Annotated in this window: 17 protein-coding genes; 10 read left to right on the top strand and 7 right to left on the bottom strand. The window is 66.3% G+C overall.

Annotation, left to right across the window (positions count from 1 at the left end; all coding sequences use genetic code 11):
* Window positions 1-8: 8 nt before the first annotated feature.
* The 3 genes from AC1DZT_RS16140 to AC1DZT_RS16130 form a co-directional block, all read right to left on the bottom strand.
* On the bottom strand, window positions 9-1,838 hold the full coding sequence (locus AC1DZT_RS16140) for a M3 family oligoendopeptidase (RefSeq protein WP_478007666.1): 1,830 nt from the start codon (window positions 1,836-1,838) through the stop codon (window positions 9-11).
* Window positions 1,839-1,951: 113 nt separating this feature from the next.
* On the bottom strand, window positions 1,952-2,722 hold the full coding sequence (locus tag AC1DZT_RS16135) for a hypothetical protein (RefSeq protein ID WP_478007665.1): 771 nt from the start codon (window positions 2,720-2,722) through the stop codon (window positions 1,952-1,954).
* Window positions 2,719-3,672, bottom strand: a complete 954-nt coding sequence (locus tag AC1DZT_RS16130) for a ligase-associated DNA damage response exonuclease (RefSeq protein ID WP_478007664.1) — start codon at window positions 3,670-3,672, stop codon at window positions 2,719-2,721. The genes AC1DZT_RS16135 and AC1DZT_RS16130 overlap by 4 nt, the downstream gene beginning before the upstream one ends.
* A gap of 206 nt (window positions 3,673-3,878) precedes the next feature.
* On the opposite strand from AC1DZT_RS16130, the gene AC1DZT_RS16125 reads away from it, so the two are divergent.
* From AC1DZT_RS16125 to AC1DZT_RS16110, 4 genes are read left to right on the top strand one after another with little or no spacing between them, the layout of a single operon-like run.
* On the top strand, window positions 3,879-5,291 hold the full coding sequence (locus AC1DZT_RS16125) for a circularly permuted type 2 ATP-grasp protein (protein WP_478007663.1): 1,413 nt from the start codon (window positions 3,879-3,881) through the stop codon (window positions 5,289-5,291).
* Window positions 5,292-5,294: 3 nt separating this feature from the next.
* Complete coding sequence (locus AC1DZT_RS16120; RefSeq protein ID WP_478007662.1) at window positions 5,295-6,242, top strand: alpha-E domain-containing protein; 948 nt, start codon at window positions 5,295-5,297, stop codon at window positions 6,240-6,242.
* Window positions 6,242-7,051, top strand: coding sequence for a transglutaminase family protein (locus AC1DZT_RS16115; RefSeq protein WP_478007661.1), 810 nt, complete (start codon window positions 6,242-6,244; stop codon window positions 7,049-7,051). Before AC1DZT_RS16120 ends, AC1DZT_RS16115 begins: the two co-directional genes overlap by 1 nt.
* Before the next feature lie 29 nt (window positions 7,052-7,080).
* The gene (locus AC1DZT_RS16110; protein WP_478007660.1) at window positions 7,081-7,806 is read left to right on the top strand and encodes a proteasome-type protease; all 726 of its coding nucleotides are present in this window, start codon (window positions 7,081-7,083) and stop codon (window positions 7,804-7,806) included.
* 5 nt (window positions 7,807-7,811) lie between these two features.
* Here the strand turns inward: AC1DZT_RS16110 and AC1DZT_RS16105 are convergent, their stop codons facing one another.
* Entirely contained in the window at window positions 7,812-8,741 is a 930-nt protein-coding gene (locus AC1DZT_RS16105) for an alpha/beta fold hydrolase (protein WP_478007659.1), read from the bottom strand.
* The gene (locus AC1DZT_RS16100) at window positions 8,738-9,034 is read right to left on the bottom strand and encodes an SCP2 sterol-binding domain-containing protein (protein ID WP_478007658.1); all 297 of its coding nucleotides are present in this window, start codon (window positions 9,032-9,034) and stop codon (window positions 8,738-8,740) included. The genes AC1DZT_RS16105 and AC1DZT_RS16100 overlap by 4 nt, the downstream gene beginning before the upstream one ends.
* A 128-nt stretch (window positions 9,035-9,162) precedes the next feature.
* Here AC1DZT_RS16100 and AC1DZT_RS16095 point away from each other — a divergent pair, with 128 nt between their 5' ends.
* From AC1DZT_RS16095 to cobT, 6 genes are all read left to right on the top strand, one after another.
* Complete coding sequence (locus tag AC1DZT_RS16095; RefSeq protein ID WP_478007657.1) at window positions 9,163-9,657, top strand: tetratricopeptide repeat protein; 495 nt, start codon at window positions 9,163-9,165, stop codon at window positions 9,655-9,657.
* Entirely contained in the window at window positions 9,658-12,693 is a 3,036-nt protein-coding gene (locus AC1DZT_RS16090) for a helicase-related protein (RefSeq protein ID WP_478007656.1), read from the top strand.
* A gap of 45 nt (window positions 12,694-12,738) precedes the next feature.
* Entirely contained in the window at window positions 12,739-13,023 is a 285-nt protein-coding gene (locus AC1DZT_RS16085) for an RNA-binding S4 domain-containing protein (protein WP_478007855.1), read from the top strand.
* A gap of 52 nt (window positions 13,024-13,075) precedes the next feature.
* Window positions 13,076-13,414, top strand: a complete 339-nt coding sequence (gene fdxA, locus AC1DZT_RS16080; RefSeq protein WP_478000076.1) for a ferredoxin FdxA — start codon at window positions 13,076-13,078, stop codon at window positions 13,412-13,414.
* A 310-nt stretch (window positions 13,415-13,724) separates the two neighbouring features.
* On the top strand, window positions 13,725-14,234 hold the full coding sequence (locus AC1DZT_RS16075; protein WP_478000075.1) for a CarD family transcriptional regulator: 510 nt from the start codon (window positions 13,725-13,727) through the stop codon (window positions 14,232-14,234).
* A 135-nt stretch (window positions 14,235-14,369) separates the two neighbouring features.
* Complete coding sequence (cobT, locus tag AC1DZT_RS16070; protein WP_478007854.1) at window positions 14,370-15,392, top strand: nicotinate-nucleotide--dimethylbenzimidazole phosphoribosyltransferase; 1,023 nt, start codon at window positions 14,370-14,372, stop codon at window positions 15,390-15,392.
* A gap of 12 nt (window positions 15,393-15,404) precedes the next feature.
* Here cobT and AC1DZT_RS16065 read toward each other — a convergent pair whose 3' ends face one another.
* The gene (locus AC1DZT_RS16065; RefSeq protein WP_478007655.1) at window positions 15,405-17,309 is read right to left on the bottom strand and encodes a cation:proton antiporter domain-containing protein; all 1,905 of its coding nucleotides are present in this window, start codon (window positions 17,307-17,309) and stop codon (window positions 15,405-15,407) included.
* A 183-nt stretch (window positions 17,310-17,492) separates the two neighbouring features.
* On the bottom strand, window positions 17,493-20,774 hold the full coding sequence (locus AC1DZT_RS16060; RefSeq protein ID WP_478007654.1) for a hypothetical protein: 3,282 nt from the start codon (window positions 20,772-20,774) through the stop codon (window positions 17,493-17,495).
* Window positions 20,775-20,824: the final 50 nt, after the last annotated feature.

The raw sequence follows: 20,824 nt of genomic DNA, 5'->3' as shown, positions 1-20,824 counted from the left end.
GCGATGGATCAGCTTTCCATCGCCTCAAGCTCGTCGATGAAGCCGGCGATCATCGAAAGGCCGCGGTCCCAGAATTTGGGGTCGCTGGCGTCGAGGCCAAAGGGGGCGAGAAGCTCCTTGTGGTGCTTGCTTCCACCCGCCTTCAGCATCTCGAAATACTTGTCCTCGAAGCCCGGCAGACCCTCGGCATAGGTGGCGTAAAGCGCGTTCACCAGGCCGTCGCCGAAGGCATAGGCATAGACGTAGAAGGGCGAGTGGATGAAGTGGGGGATATAGGACCAGAAGGTCTCGTAGCCGTCCATGAAGTCGAAGACCGGGCCGAGGCTTTGCGCCTGCACCGACATCCACAGGGCGTTGATGTCGTCGGGCGTCAGCTCGCCCTCGGCGCGGGCGGCGTGGAGTTTGCATTCGAAATCGTAGAAGGCGATCTGGCGGACCACCGTGTTGATCATGTCCTCGACCTTGCCGGCGAGGAGGGTCTTCTTCTCGGCCTTGGTCTTGGCCTGGTCGAGCAGCTTGCGGAAGGTCAGCATCTCACCAAAAACGCTCGCGGTTTCGGCCAGCGTCAGCGGGGTGGAGGAGAGAAGCTCGCCTTGCCCGGCCGCCAGCACCTGATGGACGCCGTGGCCAAGCTCATGCGCCAGGGTCATCACGTCGCGCGGTTTGCCGAGGTAGTTGAGCATGATGTAAGGATGCACGCTGGTCACGGTCGGGTGGGCGAAGGCGCCCGGGGCCTTGCCGGGTTTGACGCCAGCATCGATCCAGCCCTTGCTGAAGAAGGGCTCGGCGATGGCGGCCATCCGCGGGTCGAAGGCGGCATAGGCCGAGCGGACGGTGTCCACCGCCTCGTCCCAGCCGACAAGCCGGGGGGATTCCTCGGCCAGGGGGGCGTTGCGGTCCCAGACCTGCAAGCGGTCAAGCCCCAGCCATTTCGCCTTCAGCTTGTAATAGCGGTGCGAAAGCTTGGGATAGGCGGCCACGACGGCGTTGCGGAGCGCCTCCACCACCTCGGGTTCGACGTGGTTGGAAAGGTGGCGGCCGAACTGCGGGCTGGGCATCTTGCGCCAGCGGTCGTGGATTTCCTTTTCCTTGGCCAGGGTGTTGTGGATGCGGGCGAAGAGTTTTACATTCTTTTCAAAGACTTCGGCCAAAGCATGGGCGGCAGCCTCGCGCTTGGGGCGCGATGTGTCGGTGAGCAAGTTCAGGGTCGCTTCCAGCGACATCTCCTCCGGCTCGCCTTTGACCGAGAACATCAGGCCGGCCATCGTCTCGTCGAAAAGCTTGTTCCAGGCCGAGGCGCCGACGACGGAGGTGTCATGCAGGAACTGCTCCAGCTCGTCCGACAGCTGGTGCGGGCGCATCGCGCGCATCCGGTCGAAGACGGGTTTGTAGCGGGCCAGTGCCGGGCTTTCGGCGAGGAGCTTGGCCAGATGGTCATCCTCCAGCCGGTTGAATTCGAGGCTGAAGAAGACGAGCGAGGCGGTGAAATCGGTGATCTCGCCCTCGGCATCGGCCATGAACTTGGCGCGGTCGGAATCGAGCGTGTTCTGGTAATAGCGCAGGCCCGCATAGGACATGACCCGGCCGCCGGTGGTTTCGATCCGCTCATAGGTCTGGACGCAGTCGAGCAGGCCTTCGGCGGAAAGGGTGGCAAGCTTGCCCTGGTAGGTTTCGGCGAAACCGGCGCAGCTTTGCTTCAGCCAGGACATGTCGCGGGCAAATTCGGCGCTGTCGGGGCTGGGGTAAAGGTCGGTCAGGTCCCAGTCGGGGAGCGGGCCAAGGTCGCCTGCGGCGGGCGAGGCATTGGCATCGAGAAGCGGGCGGAATTTGGTGAACATGCGAACCTCATCTGGCTTTGGTCCTATGTAGGGGGGCGGTGCGGGATTTGAAACCGCGATTTGCCACACAATGGCTTGTGGCGTGCCGGGGGCGGGCCGGGGAAAATGGATATTTAGCTCTGGATGAAGCCGGAAAGCGGGGTGGCGCGGTCGGGGGTGAGGGTCGGGTGCCAGGCGATGAGCCTTGGTTCGATGAGGTCGAAGCCGGATTTTCGGCGTTTGTTCGGGGTGGTGCCCTGGTGGGCGATCTCGAAGACCAGCGTAGGGGTGACCTGACGCAGCGGGCCGAAACGGTCGGTGGTGTTGGCGCGGACCCAAGTCAGGATCTCGGCTGTTTCGGGCAGGGCGAGGCGAAGTTTGGTGAGGGGGATCAGTCCGTTGCCATGGGGCAGGGCGAAGGTGGCCACGGGGGCGGCGGGGTCGATCATTGTCAGGATGGCGAGGCAGGTGCCGGGGGATTGCGGTTCATTCTGCGCCGGGGTGAGTTTGCTGCGGAAGGTGCCGGTGGCGAGGCGGTTGAGGATCAGCCGCGCCGGTGGCGGCAGGCTGCGGGCGAGGGAAAGGTAGGGGCCGGGGCCGGTAAGCTGCGCCAGCGCCTCGGCCATGCTGGGCGGCGTGCCGGTGGCGGGCGGCAGGAGGAGGGCTGCGAGTTCGGAAAGGTCGGGGCAGGCGTTCAGGCAATGCTCCACCAGGAAGGGCGGGGTATTGGTCGCCTCGGCCACCCAGGCGAGGAGCGTGGCGGGTGAGGCGATGCGTTTGGGGCGTGTACCGGAGAGGAGGGCGCGGGCGGTTTGCGCCTCGCCCTCGCCGACCTCGGCGGCGTAGGCGGCAAAGCGCGCTTCCGTCGGGGCGCCTTGGGCGAGGAGGGTTGCGAAGCGGATCATGCGATCGGGCGGGAGAGGAGGCCGCGGGCGGCGAGGTGCTGGCTGAAGGCCGCGGTATAGCCGTGCATTGTCAGGACCTGCGCGGCGCCGGTGGCCGCCACAGCCGCATTGAGGCCGGGCCAGTCAGCGTGATCGGAGAGGGTGAAGGCGGCGGCGCTTCCCTTGCGGCGGGCTGCAAGGGTCATCCAGCCCGAGGCGGCGGCGGTCTCATGCGGGCCGAGGCCGAGCGCCCAGTCGCTGGCCATGGCGTTCGGCGTGGCGATGACCAGGGCGCCGGGCGGGGGCTTTTGATCGGTCAGGGGCAGGGTCGGCGGCAGGGGATAGCCCTGGGCGCGCAGGATTTCGGTCACGGATTCGACCACCGGATGGGTGCAGATCGGGCCAAGCCCGGAAAGCCCCGCCATCAGCCGCTGAGCCTTGCCGAAGGAATAGGCGAGGAGGACGGAAGCCCGGCCCTCGGACGCATTCCTTTGCCACCATTGGGTTATTTCGGCCAGAACCTCCCCCTCGGGGCGCCATTGGAAGATCGGCAGGCCGAAGGTGCATTCGCTGAGGAAAGTGTCGCAACGCAGAGGCTCGAAAGGTTCGCAGAGCGCATCGGCCTCGGTCTTGTAATCGCCGGAGACGACCCAGACCTCGCCTGCGTGCGCGACGCGGATCTGGGCAGAGCCGGGGACATGGCCGGCGGGATGGAAGCTGACCGTCACCTCGCCGATCTGGCGGCGCGCGCCGTAGGCCAGACCCTCGGCGTTGATCTTGCCGAGACGATGGCGAATCACGGGAAGGGCGCGATCGGTGCAGAGATAGGCGCCCATGCCGCGGGCCGCATGGTCGGAATGGCCATGGGTGACAAGGGCGCGCGGCACCCGTCCCATCGGGTCGATGTGGAAATCCCCGGCCGGGCAGTAAAGCCCCTGTCGGGTCGGAATGATCAGCGGGCTGGGCGACATTGCGGCAGTATAGATCGCATTTGTCCGGCATTTCACCCGCTTTCGCGCGGCCTTTGCGGCGGGGCCGCGCCGGGGCGGAAAGATTTCAGGTGCCAAGTGCATATCTTTTGGGCAGTGTTGAAAGAAAACGCTGTTTTACCGCGCCTTCCCCTTCCCGCTGGCGCAACGGGTGGGTTTACTGGCCTCACACAGGAAAGGTCGCCAACATGACCAAAAGCTTCAACGAGATGTATCTCGAAAACGCCGTGCGCCCGCCTTATGCCCAGCTTGAGGCCTGGATGCGCACCATGCCCGCCGAATTGCGCATCCAGAAACAGGCCGAGGCCGAGGCGCTGTTCCGCCGGATCGGCATCACCTTCGCCGTCTATGGCGAGGGCGGTGACCCGGACCGGCTGATCCCCTTCGACATGTTCCCGCGCGTCTTCACCCATAACGAATGGGCGCGGCTGGAGCGGGGCATCAAGCAGCGGGCCAGGGCGCTCAACGCCTTTCTGGTCGATGTCTATGGCCGGGGCGAGATCATCCGCGCCGGGCGGATTCCGGGCAATCTGGTCTATCAGAACGCGGCTTACGAACGCGCCGTCGTCGGCTTCGTGCCGCCCAAGGGGGTCTATTCCCATATCGTCGGCATCGACATCGTCCGCACCGGGCCGAATGATTTCTTCGTGCTGGAGGACAATTGCCGCACGCCTTCCGGTGTCAGCTACATGCTGGAAAGCCGCGAGATGATGATGCGGATGTTCCCCGACCTCTTCCGCGAAAACCGGATCGAGCCGGTGGACCGCTATCACGAGCTTCTCCGCCGCACCCTGACCTCGGTCGCGCCGATGAAATGCCAGGGCGATCCGACCGTGGTGATCCTGACGCCGGGCCATTACAACAGCGCCTATTACGAACACAGCTTCCTCGCCGATCTGATGGGGGTCGAACTGGTCGAGGGGCAGGATCTTTTCGTCGAGGGCGAGTTCGTCTACATGCGCACGACCGAAGGGCCGAAACGCGTCGATGTGATCTATCGCAGGCTGGACGATGCCTTCATCGACCCTCTGTGCTTCCGCCCGGATTCGATGCTGGGGGTCGCGGGGCTGATGGATGTCTACCGCTCGGGCGGGGTCAGCATCTGTTCGGCGCCGGGGGCCGGGGTGGCCGATGACAAGGCGGTCTATACCTATGTGCCGGAAATGGTGCGCTTCTATCTCGGCGAAGAGCCGATCCTGAACAACGTGCCGACCTGGCAATGCGCCAAATCCGACGATTGCAAATATGTGCTGGAACACCTGCCGGAGCTGGTGGTGAAAGAGGTCCATGGCTCGGGCGGCTACGGGATGCTGGTCGGGCCGAAGTCGACCAAGGCCGAGGTCGAGATGTTCCGCGCCAAGATCGAGAAGGACCCGTCCAACTATATCGCCCAGCCGACGCTGGCGCTTTCGGCCACGCCGACCTTTGTCGAAGAGGGTGTGGCGCCGCGCCATGTAGACCTGCGGCCCTATTGTCTGGTAGGCGAGAGGATAGAGCTGGTGCCGGGCGGCCTCACGCGGGTGGCCCTGACGGAAGGGTCGCTGGTGGTGAACTCCTCGCAAGGCGGCGGCGTCAAGGATACCTGGGTTTTGGCGGAGTAAGTCATGCTATCAAGAACCGCCGACAACCTTTACTGGATCGCCCGCTACATGGAACGCGCCGAAACGGCGGCGCGGCTGCTGGAGGTGGGGGCGCGGATCTCGCTTCTGCCCTCGGCGCAGGGCTATCGCAACGAATGGGATTCGATCCTGCAATCGACCAGCACGCAGGACGCCTTCGCCCGCAAATATGACGAGGCGGTGCAGCGCAACATCGAAAGCTTTCTGTTCTTCGACCGCGACAACCCCTCTTCGGTGGCAGCCTGCATCACCCAGGCGCGCGAGAATGGAAGGATCGTGCGCACCGCGCTGACCGGCCAGGTCTGGGATGCGCTCAACACCGCCTTTCAGGAACTCCGCCAGATCGAGCGCACCCCGCGCAGCCAGCTGGAACTGTCGCGCCTGACCGACTGGACGATGAAACATGCCGCCATGGTGCGGGGCGCCATCGATGCGACGCTGCTGCGCAACGATGGTTATGATTTCCTGACGCTCGGCTATGCGCTGGAGCGGGGCGATGCCACGGCGCGGCTGATGGATGTGAAATACTACGTCCTTCTGCCGCGGATGGGTGTCGGCTCGGGTGTCGACAATGACCAATGGTCGATGATGCTGCGCGCCCTGTCGCTGAACCGGGCCTTCCACTGGGCTTACGGCGGCGAGGTCACGGCGCAGAAGATCGCGCATTTCCTGATCCTGAACCCGCATTGCCCGCGCGCTTTGATCACCTGCGTGACGGATGTGAACCAGCATCTCGGCCGGATCGCCAAGATCTATGGCAAATCGACCGAGGTGCAGGACAAGGCCTCGGCCCTGCAGGCCGAACTGGACAATCTGACCCCCGAGGCGATCTTCGAGGAAGGCCTGCACGAATTTCTCGGCCGGTTCATCATCAACACCGCCGAGATCGCCGGGATGGTCCACAACACCTATCTTTCGGGAGACATGCGCTGATGCTGCTGCTCATCGACCATGTGACGCTTTACCGCTACGACAGCCCGGTGCGCGGCGTGGTGCAAAGCCACCGTCTGTTGCCGAGCGCGCACGAGGGCCTGCAGGTGCTGGACTGGGAGGTCACCGTTTCGGGCGGGGTCAAGGGCGGCGGCTTTCGCGACGGCGCCGGCGACTGGGTCCAGGGCTGGAGCGTCAAGGGCCCGGTCAGCGAGATCGAGGTGCGGGTGCGGGGCAGGGTCGCGACCTCGGACACCGCGGGCGTGCTGCGCGGCCTGCGCGAGCTGACCGCCCCCGAATGCTATCTGGGCGAGACGACCGCCACCGAACTGACCGGCGGGCTGATCACGCTGGCCACCGTGGCCGAGGGGATCGACAACCGGCTGGCCATGGCGCATGCCCTGTCGCGCGCCGTGTCCGAGGCGATCACCTATCGCCCCGGCGCCACCGATGCCCGCACCACCGCCGCCGAGGCGCTGGAAAAGGGCGAGGGCGTCTGCCAGGACCATACCCATGCGCTGTGCACCATCGCCCGGGCCAACGGGATTCCGGCGCGCTATGTCTCGGGCTATCTGCTGGCCGACGCAGAGGGCGAGCCGCACGAGGCCGCACACGCCTGGGCTGAACTGCATGTGCCGGGGCTGGGCTGGGTGGGATTCGACCCGTCCAACGAGTGTTGCCCCGATGACCGCTACGTCCGGTTGGGTTCGGGCCTCGACGCCCGCGAAGCCGCCCCAATTCGCGGCTCTGCCCGCTCCAGCGGGGCAGAAAGCCTTGATGTGACGGTTGCGGTTCTGGCAACGCAGCAATAGGGTCTTCCCATCGAACCGGGGAAGTAAGAATGACCTATTGCGTGGGGCTGCTGCTGAACGAAGGCATCGTGATGCTGTCCGATACCCGCACCAATGCGGGGCTCGACAATATCTCGACCTATCGCAAGATGTTCTTCTTCGAGGAGCCGGGCGAGCGGATCATCTGCATCATGACGGCGGGGTCGCTCTCGGTCACCCAGACCACGATCGCCCGGCTGCAGGACGCGGTCGAAGACCCGGATTCGACGGAAGAAACCTCGATCCTCAAGGCGCCGACCATGCTGAAGGCCGCCACGATCATCGGCAACATGCTGGCCGAGGTGCGTGGCGAGATCGACGAGAAGCTGAACGCGATGAAGCAGGGCGCCAGTGCCAGCATGATCGTGGCTGGGCAAAGGAAGGATGGCCCGATGCGGCTGTTCCTGATCTATCCCGAGGGCAATTTCATTCAGGCGACCGAGGACACGCCCTTCCTGCAGATCGGCGAGCATAAATACGGCAAGCCGATCCTCGACCGGGTGGTCAAGATGACGACCTCGCTGGCCGATGCGCAGAAGGCGGTGCTGTTGTCGATGGATTCCACCCTGCGCTCCAACCTTTCGGTCGGGATGCCGCTGGATCTGTGCGTGATCCGGAAAGATGCGCTCACTGTCACAAGCCGCCGCCGGATCGAGGCGGGCGACGAGGCGTTTCGCGAGATGAGCGAGGCCTGGAGCCGCGCCCTGCGCGACGGCTTCACCCAGATCAACATCTGAAGGCTTCAGTTAGCGGCGAAAAGCGCCACGGCTTCGGCAAGGAAGCCGTCGCGCAGGGCGGGCCGCTCCATCAGAACTTCGTGTTCGGCGCCCTGCACCAGCATGAGCCGCCCCTTCGGCCAGCTTTGCATCCTGCGGTGGATCGGCCCGGGGTCGACCACACGCTCCTGACTGCCGAGGGCGCAGAGGCAGCCCAGATCCGGCGCCGGCAGAAGGCCGAGCGTGTGGCATTCGACCAGGGCCGCGCGCAGCCAGCCAAGGCTTGGCCCGCCCAGCGACAGTTCGGGATGGGCCAGGGCCTGCTGCTTCATGTAATCCCACATCACCGCATCGGTGGTCAGCGTGTTGCCGGTGAAGGGCACATCGGTGACATAGGTCTTGCGCCCGGTGCCGGGGGTGTAGAGGTGGTCAAAGCGCAGGTGCCGCGACAGGGCCGACAGGACCTCGGCCAGGGGTTTCTGCCAGGCGGGGATCAGGATGCCCCACATCGGCGCGGTGAAGGCCGCGGCACGGAAGGGCAGGTTGCGCATCAGCCCGCGCAAGCCGATGCAGCCGCCCATCGAATGGGCAAGCATATGCCAGGGCTCGGGCAGGCCGCGCCTGCGGGCAAAGGCCAGAAGCGCGTCGAGATCGCGCTGATATTCAGCGAAATCAGCGACATGGCCGACCATCCTGTCCGGCAGGGGCCGGTCCGCCATGCCCTGGCCACGCCAGTCGATCGACAGGGTGGCATAGCCCGCCCTTGCCAGAACCTCGGCCGTGCGCCCGTATTTCTCGACATATTCGGTCCGACCGGGCAAGAGAAAGACCGTGCCCTTGCTGGCGCTCGCCTGCCAGAGCCCGGCGCGCAGACGGGTGCCGTCGGCGGCGGTCAGCCAATGGGCCTCGGCCTCCTGCGGCCCTTCGGCGAGGGCGTTGTACAGTGGCGCGCTCAACTCAGGACCTGACCCAGCTTCATCGCCAGACCCATCGCGCCGTCCACGCTCAGCTTGCCCGACATGAAGGCGCTGGTGGCCGAAAGATCGCCGGCGATCAGGGCCTGGAAGACTTCGGTCGTGGCGGTCAGGGTGACATCGGCCGGTTCATCCCCCGCCCGCGCGCCGTTCTGGTCGAACATGATCGACCCTTCGCCGATCAGCACGAATTTCGCCACACCATCGAAGCCCGCGGCCTTTTCCGCCGCCTTGGCCGAAAGCATTTCCACCGCCGCGTCGATCACTTTGCTCATTCCTGTCTCCTTCGTGAGGTGGGGGCTCTGGCATTTCCGGCGCCATGCGTTACCTTGGGGTTATGAAAGCCCTGCGACGCCTTGCCAATGGTCTCTGCGCGACGGTCCTGCTGATTGTAGCAGGGCTGATGCCGGCTGTTGCCGATTCCAAGCGGCTGGACGACCTCTTTGCCCAGTTGCAGACGGCGACTGATGAAGAAGCAGGCCAGATCACCCAGGAGATCTGGCTGGAATGGTCGAAATCCGGCTCGGCCTCGATGGACCTTCTGTTGCGCCGGGGCGAGGGGGCGATGGCCGATGGCGATGCCAAGACCGCGATCGACCATCTGACCGCTCTGATCGACCACGCGCCCGATTTTGCCGAGGCCTACAACCAGCGCGCCATCGCCTATTACCAGATCGGCCAGTTCGGCCTTGCCGTTTCGGACATCGCCAAGACCCTGTCGCTGAACCCGCGGCATTTTGGTGCGCTGGCCGGGCTCGGGATGATCTTTGAACAGTTGAACGAGCCTGACAAGGCATTGGAAGTCTACCGCGAGGCCCTGAAACTGAACCCCCACATGATCGATGTGGAGAAATCGGTGAAACGGCTGGACGCCAAGCTCGGTGGTCAGGAGCTGTAAGTGCAAGAGCCTTCACGGGTGACGGCGGTCCTTGGGCCGACCAACACCGGCAAGACCCATTATGCCATCGAAAAGATGCTGTCGCACCGCACCGGGGTGATCGGCCTGCCGCTGCGTCTTCTGGCGCGCGAGGTCTATGACCGCGTGGTGGCGCTGCGCGGCCCTTCGGTGGTGGCGCTGATCACCGGCGAAGAGCGGATCATCCCCGACCGCCCGCATTACTGGGTGGCCACGACCGAGGCGATGCCCTTGGAGATCGGCGCCGATATCGTCGTGGTCGACGAGATCCAGCTTTGCGCCGACCCCGAGCGCGGCCATGTCTTCACCAACCGGCTGCTCCATGCCCGCGGGCTGATCGAGACGCTGTTTCTCGGCTCGGACACGATGCGCCCGGCGATTGCCGGCCTGATCCCCGGCGTGCAGTTTGAAAAGAAGCAGCGGTTTTCGACGCTGACCTTCGCAGGTTCGAAAAAGATAAGCCGGATGCCGGAAAGGTCGGCCATCGTCGGCTTTTCTGTTGAAAATGTCTATGCCATTGCAGAGCTGATCCGCCGCACCAAGGGCGGGTGTGCGGTGGTGATGGGGGCTTTGTCCCCGCGCACCCGCAATGCGCAGGTGGCGATGTACCAGAATGGCGATGTCGATTATCTGGTGGCGACCGATGCCATCGGCATGGGGCTGAACCTTGACATCAAGCATGTGGCCTTTGCCTCGACCTCGAAATTCGACGGGCGGCGGATGCGGATGCTCAACACGCAAGAGATCGGCCAGATCGCCGGCCGCGCCGGGCGCCATACCGAAAACGGCACCTTCGGCGTGACCGGCGAGGCGCGGCCCTTCGACGAGGAAGAGATCGAGGCGATCGAGGCGCACAAGTTCGATCCGGTCCGCAAGCTGATGTGGCGCAATGCCGACCTCGACTTCGGCTCGGCCGAAAGGCTGATCCGGTCGCTGGAACAGCCCACCTTCAACCCCTGGCTTTCCCGCGCGCGGGATGCCGATGACGTGCTGGCGCTCAAATACCTTTCGGGCCTGCCCGAGGTGGTGGCAAAGCTGACCAGCCCGCAAAGGGTGCGGCTTTTGTGGGATGTCTGCCGGGTGCCCGATTTCCGCAACGCCTCGGACAACGAACATCTGACTCTGCTCGCCCGAATCTTCGACTTTCTGACCGGGCGGGGCCTCAGCCAGACGCGCATCCCCGCCGATTGGCTGAAGAAGGCCATCGAACGAATCGACAAACCGGGCGGCGATATTGATACAATCTCCAAACGCTTGGCCTATATCCGCACCTGGACCTATGTTGCGCAGCGCAAAGGCTGGGTTGAAGACGAAAGCCATTGGCGAGACGAGACGCGTGCAGTAGAAGACCGCCTGTCGGATGCCCTGCATCTGGCTTTGACGCAAAGATTTGTTGACCGGCGCACGTCCGTGCTGTTGCGGCGGTTGAAGCAGAAGGAGACCCTCGTGGCCGAGGTGAATGACAAGGGTGAAGTCACGGTGAGTGGCGAATTCGTGGGCAAGCTGGACGGGTTCCGGTTCCGGCAAGACGCGACCAAGTCACCGGAAGAGGCGCAGACCCTGCGCACGGCAGCCCTTGCGGCATTGAAGCCCGAATTCCATCTGCGTGCAGACCGCTTCTACAACGCCCCCGATACCGAGATGGATTACACCACTCAGGGCGGGCTGATGTGGGGCAATTCTGCCGTGGGCAAGCTGGTCAAGGGCGCCGAGGCGCTCCGCCCGCAGGTCGAGGTTTTCGTGGACGAGGAAGCCGGCCCCGATGTGGCCGACAAGGTGCGCCGCCGCGCCCAGCATTTCATCGACCGCAAGATTGCCGCCCTCTTCGAACCCCTCGCGGCGATGAGCCGGGACGAGGCGCTGACCGGGCTCGCCCGCGGCTTCGCCTTCCGTCTGGTCGAGGCGATGGGCGTGATCCCGCGCGAAGAAGTGGCCAATGACGTCAAGGCGCTGGATCAGGACGCCCGTGCCGCCCTGCGCAAGCATGGCGTGCGCTTCGGTCAGTTCACCATTTTCCTGCCGCTTCTGCTGAAGCCCGCCGCCACGCGCCTGCGTCTGGTGCTGTGGAGCCTGTGGAGCGGTTTGCAGGACTTCCCCGAAAGCCCGCCTCCGGGGCTGGTGACCATCCCCAACCTGGCCGAAGTGCCGCGCAGCCATTACACGCTGTCGGGCTATCACCCCTCGGGCGTCCGCGCGATCCGCATCGACATGCTGGAACGTCTGGCCGACATCCTGCGCACCAAGGACAGCCGCGTCGGCTTCGAGGCGACGCCGGACATGCTGTCGATCACCGGCATGACGCTGGAACAGTTCGTCGATCTGATGGGCGGTCTGGGCTACAAGGGTGAGAAGGGCGAACGCGTCAAGGTCAAGGCCGCCGCCCCGGTGGTCGAGGTCAAGGCGGAAGAGCCGGTCTCGCTGAACCCGGTGCCCGAAGAGGTCTCGCTGATCAACCCGGTGCCGGAAGAGCCCGTGGTGGCGGCCGAAGCGGCCGAGGGCGAGGCTGCGGCCGAACCCGTGGCCGAGGCGGCGCCCGAGATGGAAAGCTTCGTCACCTTCACCTGGGCCCCGAAACCGCGCCCGCGCCCGGAACGTGCCGAGCGTCCGTCGCGCCCGGCCCGCCCCGAGCAAGCGGGCGAGCCGCGTGGCGAGCGCGCCCCGCGCTCGGGCGGCCCGCGCAACGACCGCAATCAGGAGCGTGGCCCGCGCCGCGATGCCGCCCCCGCCGCACCTGCGGCCGAGGGTGAGGCTCCCGCAGCCCCCACCGAAGCCAAGCCGCGCCGCGAAGGTGGCGACCGCGGTGGCTACAAGGGCAAGCCGCGTGAAGGGCAGGGCGAGCGTGGGCAGGGGGATCGTCCTCAGGGCGACCGCAAGCCGCGTCCGAAGGATGGCAAGTTCGATGCCAAATCCGATGCCAAGCCGCAGCGCAGCTTCGAAGCCCGGCCGCCGCGTGCCGAAAAGCCGGTGGACCCCGACAATCCCTTCGCTGTTCTGGCAGCGCTCAAGCTGAACAAGTGATTGGCGGGGCCCGGGGCAAAATCTCGGAACTTTGACAGCCCGAAACTGCGGCTGGACAAATATCTGTGGCAGGCGCGCTTCTTCAAGGGGCGCGACCTTGCCGCCGAGGTGGTGACCAGCGGCCATCTGCGCCTGAACGGGCAAAGATGCCTCAAACCGGGCCATGCGGTCGGCCCGGGCGATGTGCTGACCTTTCCGCAGGGCAACCGGATCCGGGTGATCCGCATCCTCGCCTTGGGCGAAAGGCGGGGGCCGGCGCCCGAAGCGCAGGCACTCTATGCCGACCTTGACGCGCAACTGCCGCCGGACGAAGCTTCGTCTCTTGAATGATCCGCAAGGCTCGTCTAGGCATGCGACGCGGAATTCGAAGGATGGAACGGCCATGACCTATGTGGTGATCGACAACTGCATTGCCTGCAAATACACCGACTGCGTCGAAGTCTGTCCGGTGGACTGCTTCTACGAAGGCGAGAACATGCTGGTCATTCATCCCGATGAATGCATCGATTGCGGCGTCTGCGAGCCGGAATGCCCCGCCGATGCGATCCGCCCGGATACCGAACCGGACCTTGACCATTGGGTCACCTTCAACCGCAAATATGCCGAGATGTGGCCGGTGATCGTGACCAAGAAGGACCCGCTGCCCGAATCCGCCGAACGCGATGGCGAGAAGGACAAGCTGAAGAAGTACTTCTCCGAACTCGCCGGCCCCGGCGGCTGAACGGCTTCGGCGGGTTTACGCCCTTTGGCGTAGCCGATTCGCTCACATTGCTGTGGGTGTTGAAACTTGGTGTGAAAGAATCCTTGGGGAACAAGCCCCAAGCCTGTGTTAGCGCATGATGCGGTTCTTGGAATTTCGCATTTTTTGTGTTATACAGGCGTCACAATCAATGAAGGATGCCTGATCTGTCTCAGAGCTGCTCGCCTGGGACCTGATTTTCCGACGACTGTGAGCCCTGAAAACGGCGTGGCAAAGGCCCCGCACGGTGAATTTTCGTCTGTCCGGGCCATGCCCCATAGGAAGTGACTGAATGACCAAGATGAAGAAGCCTGACTTTCACCCGAATGATTTCGTGGTGTACCCGGCGCATGGCGTCGGCAAGATCATGTCCATCGAAGAGCAGGAGATCGCCGGTCTCCGCCTGGAGCTTTTCGTCATCTCCTTTGAAAAGGACAAGATGACCCTGCGGGTTCCGACCCATAAGGCGACCGAGATCGGCATGCGTTCGCTCTCCACCCCCGATGTGGTGACCAAGGCTTTGGACACCCTCAAGGGCAAGGCCCGCGTCAAGCGCGCGATGTGGTCGCGCCGGGCGCAGGAATATGAACAGAAGATCAACTCGGGCGATCTGATGGCGATTGCCGAGGTCGTGCGCGACCTCCACCGCTCGGACGATCAGCGCGAGCAGTCCTATTCCGAACGCCAGCTTTACGAAGCGGCGCTGGAGCGTCTGACCCGCGAAGTCGCCGCCGTGGCCGGCGTCGATGAAGCCGGCGCGCAAAAGAAAGTCGGCGAAGTGCTGGTTGGTCGCGCCGCCTGATACGGCGCCGACACTGGCCAAGGCATGAAGGGCGGTCCTGCGGGGCCGCCCTTTTCGCATGTCGGGAACGGGCGGCAAAGGGTCCGCTGTGTCTGGCCATTTGCCCACCATCGGATTACCCCTTTGCCACCTGTCATGGAGGCTCAAGTGACCGATACGCCCGCCACACTCGCTGATTTCCGCCAGATCCTCGCCACGCTGCCCGCCGCCGATGCGGATGCCACCGCCGCCGCCGCGGCGCGCAATGGCCAGCTGACCAAGCCGCCCGGATCGCTGGGCCGGTTGGAGGAGGTCGCTGTCTGGCTCGCCGGCTGGCAGGGCACCGATCGCCCGCGTGTCGCCAGCCCGCAGGTTGCGATCTTTGCCGGCAATCACGGCGTCGTGGCGCAGGGGGTTTCGGCCTTTCCGCCCGAGGTGACGGTGCAGATGGTGGCGAATTTCACCCATGGCGGGGCAGCGATCAACCAGCTGTCGCGCACCTTCGGGGCCGAACTGACCGTGACCGCGCTGGAGCTTGACCGCCCGACCGCCGATTTCACCCAAGGCGATGCGATGAGCGAGGCCGATCTGGTCGCAGCCCTTCTGGCCGGCTGGAACGCAGTCAACCCCAAGGCCGACCTTCTGGCCCCGGGTGAGATGGGGATCGGCAACACGACCTCAGCCGCAGCCATCGCCTGCGCCCTCTTCGGCGGCGCGGCGGAGGATTGGGTCGGGCGCGGCACCGGCGTCGATGATGCGGGCCTCGCGCGCAAGGCTTCGGCCGTCAGGGCAGGGGTGGCGCGCCTGACCTCGCGCGAGCCGCTGGCGGTGCTGGCGGCACTGGGTGGGCGCGAGGTGGCGGCGATGACGGGGGCCATGCTGCGGGCCCGTGTGCTGCGCGTGCCGGTCATTCTTGACGGCTTCATCGCCTGCGCGGCGGCATCGGTGCTGCACAAGGCGGTGCCGGGCGCGCTCGACCATTGCATCGCGGGCCATGCCAGCGCCGAAGCGGCCCATAGCCGCCTGTTGGAGGCCCTGGGCAAGGCGCCCCTCCTGTCGCTGGGCCTGCGTCTGGGCGAGGGCTCTGGCGCGGCGCTGGCCATCGGGATCGTGCAGGCTGCGGCCAATTGCCATTCCGGCATGGCGACCTTTGCCGAGGCGGGCGTGGCCGGGGGCTGACCCCCCCGGTCTTCAGTCGCTCACATCCATCGGGCGCAGATCGTAGATCTCCTGGATCAGCGCGGTTTCGAGATCCCGGTCCAGCTTCTTGGCGCGTTCGATATAGGCCGGGTTCTGGTCCACCGGCTGCCCCGGCACCCAAAGCTGGGCCAGATCGCGCATCGCAGCGCGGTCGAGCCGGAAATAGGCCTTGGACAGGTTCGAGGCCTCGTATTCCGAAAACCCCATGTTTTCCAGCACATAGCGACCAGCCCTGAGAGAGCTGTCGAAGGTCTCGCGCACGATGTCCGAGGCGCCGGCCTTGAAGAGCTCGTAGACATGGATCCGGTCATAGGCACGCACCACGATATGGATATCGGGCCGGCGCGAGCGGGCATAGCGGACGATCTGCGTGGCGCGGGCCGGTTCGTCCACCGCCACGACCAGAACCTGCGCCGTGGCCAGACCCGCCGCCTCCAAGAGTTCGGGGCGCGAAGGGTCGCCGAAATAGCCCTTGATGCCAAAGCGGCGCATCGTCTCGATCAAGGAGAGGTTGTCGTCCAGCACCACGGTCGGCAGGCCGGAATGGCGCACCAGCCGGTTGACCACCTGACCGAAGCGGCCGATGCCGCAGATGATGACGGCGCCCTTCTCCTCGATCGTGTCGGCGGGGCGCTCGGTCTGCTGGCGGCCGCTGAAGCGGCGCGACAGGGCCTCGTAGACCAGGAACAGCACCGGCGTCAGCAGCATCGACAGCGAGATCACCAGCTGCGCCATCTGGCCCGCCACCACCGGCATCGCCCCTTCGGAGCGCGCGATCGAGATGATGAGGAAGCCGAACTCGCCCCCCTGCGCGAGGCCGAGGGTGAAGAGGGCCCGGTCGCGCAGACGCAGGCGGAAGAACGTGCCGATGACAAACAGCACCACCGCCTTGATCAGGATCAGCCCCACGACGAGGCAGATCACCTTCACCGGCTCGCGCAGGATCAAGGCAAAGTTGATGCCGACGCCGACCGTCATGAAGAAAATCCCCATCAGCAGGCCCTTGAAGGGCTGCAGATCGGCCTCGAGCTGGTGGCGGAACTCCGAGTTGGCCAGAACCACCCCGGCGACGAAGGTGCCAAGCGCCGGCGACAGGCCGACCAGCATCATCAGGAAGGCGATGCCGAGGACGAGGAGGAGGGAGATGAAGGTCGACATCTCGGGCAGGCGGGCGGCGTGGACGAAGCGGAAGATCGGCCGGGTCAGGTAATGCCCGGTCAGAATGATCGCCGCGACGATGGCCAGGGTCAGCAGGGTGGTCTGCCAGGCGGGCAGGGTCTGGATCAGGTTGAGCAGGGGCTCGGCCACATCGGTGCCGTGGCTCTCCTCCACGACGACCGGATTGGTCACGCCGAAGGTCTGCGCGGTGATGCCCTGCACCGCCTCCATCGCCAGAAGCGGCATGACCGACAGGATCGGCACCACGGCGAGGTCCTGGGTCAGAAGCACGGCAAAGCTCGCCCGTCCGCCGCCGGTCCGCATCAGGTTCTTTTCCGCCAGCGTCTGCAGCACGATCGCGGTCGAGGACATGGCCCCGATCATCCCCATGATCAGCGCGACCTGGGTCTGCGTGCCCGAAGCGTAAAGCGCTCCCGCCACCGCCGCCATGGTCAGGGTGACCTGCAGGCCGCCCATGCCCAGAAGCTTCATCCGCATGTCCCAAAGCGCCTTCGGCTCCAGCTCCAGCCCGATCAGGAACAGCATCAGGACGACGCCGAATTCGGCGAAATGCTGCAGGTCGGTGGTGCCCGCCCCGGCCAGTCCCATCACCGGCCCCATCAGGATGCCGGCGGCCAGATAGCCCAGCACCGAACCGAGGCCCAATCGCACGGAGAGCGGCACCACCAGAACGGCGGCGCCAAGGTAAATCGAGGCTTGCAGCAGAAAGCTTTCCATCCGGGTCCTTCGTCAGGCAATCAGGGTCTTACAGTCCGTCACGGCATCAAAAATCCGGTGCGGCCCGGAAAAGGGGCCGACCGGATCACGCTTTGCTTAAGCAGGTGCGCCGCAGGATAGAAAGTCCTGATGACAGTTGAAACTGTCCCGTCACAGAAATTTGTGGTTTTTCGCGAGAGACGCTCAGCCCGAAGGCAGAGAGAGCGTCACCATCCGCCCACCACGCTGATATTGCACGCTGCTGTCGGTGATGGCCGCGATCCGCCCGCCGTCGAGATTGTCACCGACCTTGACGCGTTTGACCGCGCCATTGGCCTGACGGACCATCGCGAAACGGGTCGAGGGCGTGCCGAAGACCGCAAGCAGCGCAATCTGCGAGGTGTTGAGCCCGCGTTTCACGGTGGCCTGCTTGGCGACCGAGGCATTGGTCGGCAGGCTCGGCGCCGGGGATTCCAGATCGGGCTCATCCAGCGGCTCTGCCGTGGTGTTGGAGGCGATCTGGACATTGGCGGCGGGCTGCTGCTTGGACGAAGGTTGCTGCTTGGAGCTGACCTGCGGCTGCGCGGCCTGGTTCAGCGCGGCCTGCACCGCGTCATCGACCACCGATTGCTGCATCCCCGAGGGGCGGGCCTGCGGCTTGGGCGAGGTCAGGAGCGTGGCGCCATTGGCAGCCAGCGAGGCCGAGGCCGCCGTGGCATCGGCGCCGGTGTCGGGCGCCAGGACGGCGGGCTTGGCGCTGGCCAGACCGGCGGGACGGGCCTGCGGACGGAAGCCCGCGAGGCGGCTGTCGACGACCGGCGCATCGGGGGTGACCTGGCTCAGCGCGCCTTGCTGGTCGCTCGGCACCGAAAGGGCGGCGGGGCGCTCCTTCGGGTGCTTGCCGGCGAGCGTCGGGTCCTGCGCCAGGGCTTCGGGCGCGGCAGCAGCCGGGGCCACGAGGGCGGGGGTGACGGGGGCGGGCAAGGTCGGCGCAGGCACGGCGGCAGTCGAAGCGCTGGCCACGGCGCCTGTGGGCGCAGGCGAGGCGCTGGCCGTGGAAGCCGTCGCCGGGTCTGCCGCGGCATCGGTCGCGGCAGTCGGTGTGGTCAGGACAGAGAGGGCTGCCGGGCGGTCGGGCGGCAATTGCTTGGGCTTGCCCGCAACAAGCAGAACGCCCTCAGGCGTCATGATGCCTTCGGGCGTTGGGACGATGCGACCCTCGGCATCGAACTTGTAAACCGTGCCGAAGGGCGGCGGCGGTGGTTCGGCGGCGGGGCTTGCATCGGCACCCGCCGCAGGGCTGGGCGGCGCCAGGGCCCCGCTGACCCGCGGCGGCGCGTCGATGCCGGCGAGGATGATCCCGTCTTTCCCGGCCTGATCCGCCGCAGAAGGCTGCGCTGCGCCGGCAGCCGAACCGGCAACCGCGCCACTCTCGGGCGCAGAGGCGGCAGAGGCCAGACCCTCGGGCGGTGCCACCGGCGCATTCATCGCCGAAGCCTCGGTCGAAACCGCCGCGTCAGGCGTTGCCTGAGCCGCTGGCGCTGGGGCCTCAGCCGCTGGCGCCGGGCTGGAAGGTTGCGAGGGGGTCACCCCGGGCAGCAGGGCCGCCGTCTCTTCGGGCTGGGCGGCGGGTTGCGCGGCGCTGTCGCTGGACGCGGTCGCAGCCTCGGGCGCCGGGGCGGTGGTCTCGGTCGAAGCGGTGGCGGTGGGGTCCGTCGCGGCAGTTTCGGTCGCGGCGGGCGCGGTGAGGGCGGCGGCGTCGGTGCTTGCCGTTTCGGTCGGCGCGGCTTGCGTTGTGTTCGCGGCGTCCGGCGTGGCGAGGCTGGAGGATTGCTCGCTGCCCGTCGTGGGCGTCAGACCGCCGGTCGCATCATTGGTGCCGATGAAGAAGCTCGACCAGGCGGCGACCGCGGCGAGAAGCAGCAGCAAGAGGCCAGTGAGGATCAGTCCCAGGTAACGCGGCTTGCCCTTGGTCGCGACCGGGCGGCTGCCCAGACCGGTTTGCGGCTTGGCGGCGGCGCGGCGGGCTGCGATCTCCGGCGTCTCGGCCGTGGTCACCGGAACGGCGGCGCGTTCGCGCTTGGCGCCCAGGATACCCGGCGCCGTGACCGAAGCCCCGGCGACATTGGCGCCCGCCTTGGTGGTCTTGCCCACGGCGGGGCGGATCGTGCCGGCGCTGGCCTTGGAGACCACCGGCGGAACCGGCGCAGTGGCCGGCCGGGCGAGGTTCGGGCGCGGCACGGCGGCGCGCGGGTTGGGTGCTGCGCCGAGCGGTGGCGGCTTGGAGGCGGCCAGTTTGGCCAGCCCACCCCCCGAGGCCGCGATGGCGGCGGTGCGGCGGCTGGCAAAGGCCGCGACGATCTCGGCCGCGGGGGCCGGGGGCAGGTCATCCTCCTCGGGCAGGATCGCCTCGGGGGCGACATCCATCGCCATCGGCGCCTCGGGCACGGGGGCAGCTGGGGCGGCCTTGAACTCCTGGCCCGGGGCGGGGCGCGGGGTCGGCGGCGGCGAGGCGGGCATCGGCGGCGTGGGCTTGGCGGCAAATTCGGCCACCGGCGGGCGCGGCGGAGCGGAGGGCTCTTCCCTGGCCGATTCGGCGGCGGGGGAGGCTGCCGGCGCGGGCGTGGGTTCGGGCGCAGCGGGGGCTGCGACCGGAGGCGCATCTTCCTTGCTGGCGGCAGGCTTGGCCACCTCGGCCGGTTTCGCCGCGGGCTGCGCCGGGATCGGCTTGTCCGGGGAATAGGCCGAGGGCTTGAAATATTCCTCCACCGCGGCGGGCTCTGGCGCGGCGGCTGCCACAGGGGCAGCCTCGACCGGGGCGGCTTCGGCCACGGGAGCCATCTCGACCGCCGACGCTGCGACCTCGGGGGCCTCGGCGGCAGGAGCCTCGATTACCGGCGCTTCGGCGGCGGGGGCAGCAGCCTCGCCGCGCGGGAAATCGCGGGCGATGATCGCCACGGCCAGCTGGTCACGCTCGACCTTTTCGCCCTGCGCCAGAAGGGTCTCGGACAGGGTGGTCTGGCCGAAGAATGCTTCTGCGGGATAGGTTTCGCCCTCGGGGACCGCGACGAAGGACACCGGGTTGAAGCGGTGTTCGGTGGCAAAGGCCTCGGCCTCGGTCAGGGTCTCGCGCGCCACGACGGCGACATGGACCTCGGGACCGGCGCCGGTCCAGTCATAGACCAGATCCTCGACGCCGTAGGGGGTGCGCCCCTCCAGCCCGGCCTTGATCTGACGGCGGCGCTTGGCCAGTTCGGGGCCGGGCGCATGGACCTGCGTGTAGAGGATCTGATCATTCGGGATGATCAGCTTGGTCGTGATCCCCCGCGGCGACAGGCCAAGCGCGGTGGAGCGCAGATAGCCCAGGGCCTCGGTGAAGTCGGGGGAATCGAAGGCTGCCGACCCCACCTGGCTCCAGCCACGCGAGGTTCGATGAAGCAGGGTGACGATGCCGTCACGGAAGTCGAGCGCAAAGGATGGTTTCATGAGGAGCGTCTAGCACAGCCATCAGATCGCCGGGAACGACCCCCCGGTTT

The sequence above is a fragment of the Rhodobacter sp. P1_C2 genome (assembly GCF_056406375.1).
Note: the sequence above shows the minus strand (reverse complement) of the source record. Positions and strands in the feature narration are given on the sequence as shown.

Excerpts from the sequence above, each read along its gene's own strand:
- AC1DZT_RS16140 (WP_478007666.1), bottom strand. The coding sequence starts at position 1,838 with ATGTTCACCAAATTCCGCCCGCTTCTCGATGCCAATGCCTCGCCCGCC.
- AC1DZT_RS16135 (WP_478007665.1), bottom strand. The coding sequence starts at position 2,722 with ATGATCCGCTTCGCAACCCTCCTCGCCCAAGGCGCCCCGACGGAAGCG.
- AC1DZT_RS16130 (WP_478007664.1), bottom strand. The coding sequence starts at position 3,672 with ATGTCGCCCAGCCCGCTGATCATTCCGACCCGACAGGGGCTTTACTGC.
- AC1DZT_RS16125 (WP_478007663.1), top strand. The coding sequence starts at position 3,879 with ATGACCAAAAGCTTCAACGAGATGTATCTCGAAAACGCCGTGCGCCCG.
- AC1DZT_RS16120 (WP_478007662.1), top strand. The coding sequence starts at position 5,295 with ATGCTATCAAGAACCGCCGACAACCTTTACTGGATCGCCCGCTACATG.
- AC1DZT_RS16115 (WP_478007661.1), top strand. The coding sequence starts at position 6,242 with ATGCTGCTGCTCATCGACCATGTGACGCTTTACCGCTACGACAGCCCG.
- AC1DZT_RS16110 (WP_478007660.1), top strand. The coding sequence starts at position 7,081 with ATGACCTATTGCGTGGGGCTGCTGCTGAACGAAGGCATCGTGATGCTG.
- AC1DZT_RS16100 (WP_478007658.1), bottom strand. The coding sequence starts at position 9,034 with ATGAGCAAAGTGATCGACGCGGCGGTGGAAATGCTTTCGGCCAAGGCG.
- AC1DZT_RS16095 (WP_478007657.1), top strand. The coding sequence starts at position 9,163 with ATGCCGGCTGTTGCCGATTCCAAGCGGCTGGACGACCTCTTTGCCCAG.
- fdxA (WP_478000076.1), top strand. The coding sequence starts at position 13,076 with ATGACCTATGTGGTGATCGACAACTGCATTGCCTGCAAATACACCGAC.
- AC1DZT_RS16075 (WP_478000075.1), top strand. The coding sequence starts at position 13,725 with ATGACCAAGATGAAGAAGCCTGACTTTCACCCGAATGATTTCGTGGTG.
- cobT (WP_478007854.1), top strand. The coding sequence starts at position 14,370 with ATGGAGGCTCAAGTGACCGATACGCCCGCCACACTCGCTGATTTCCGC.
- AC1DZT_RS16065 (WP_478007655.1), bottom strand. The coding sequence starts at position 17,309 with ATGGAAAGCTTTCTGCTGCAAGCCTCGATTTACCTTGGCGCCGCCGTT.
- AC1DZT_RS16060 (WP_478007654.1), bottom strand. The coding sequence starts at position 20,774 with ATGAAACCATCCTTTGCGCTCGACTTCCGTGACGGCATCGTCACCCTG.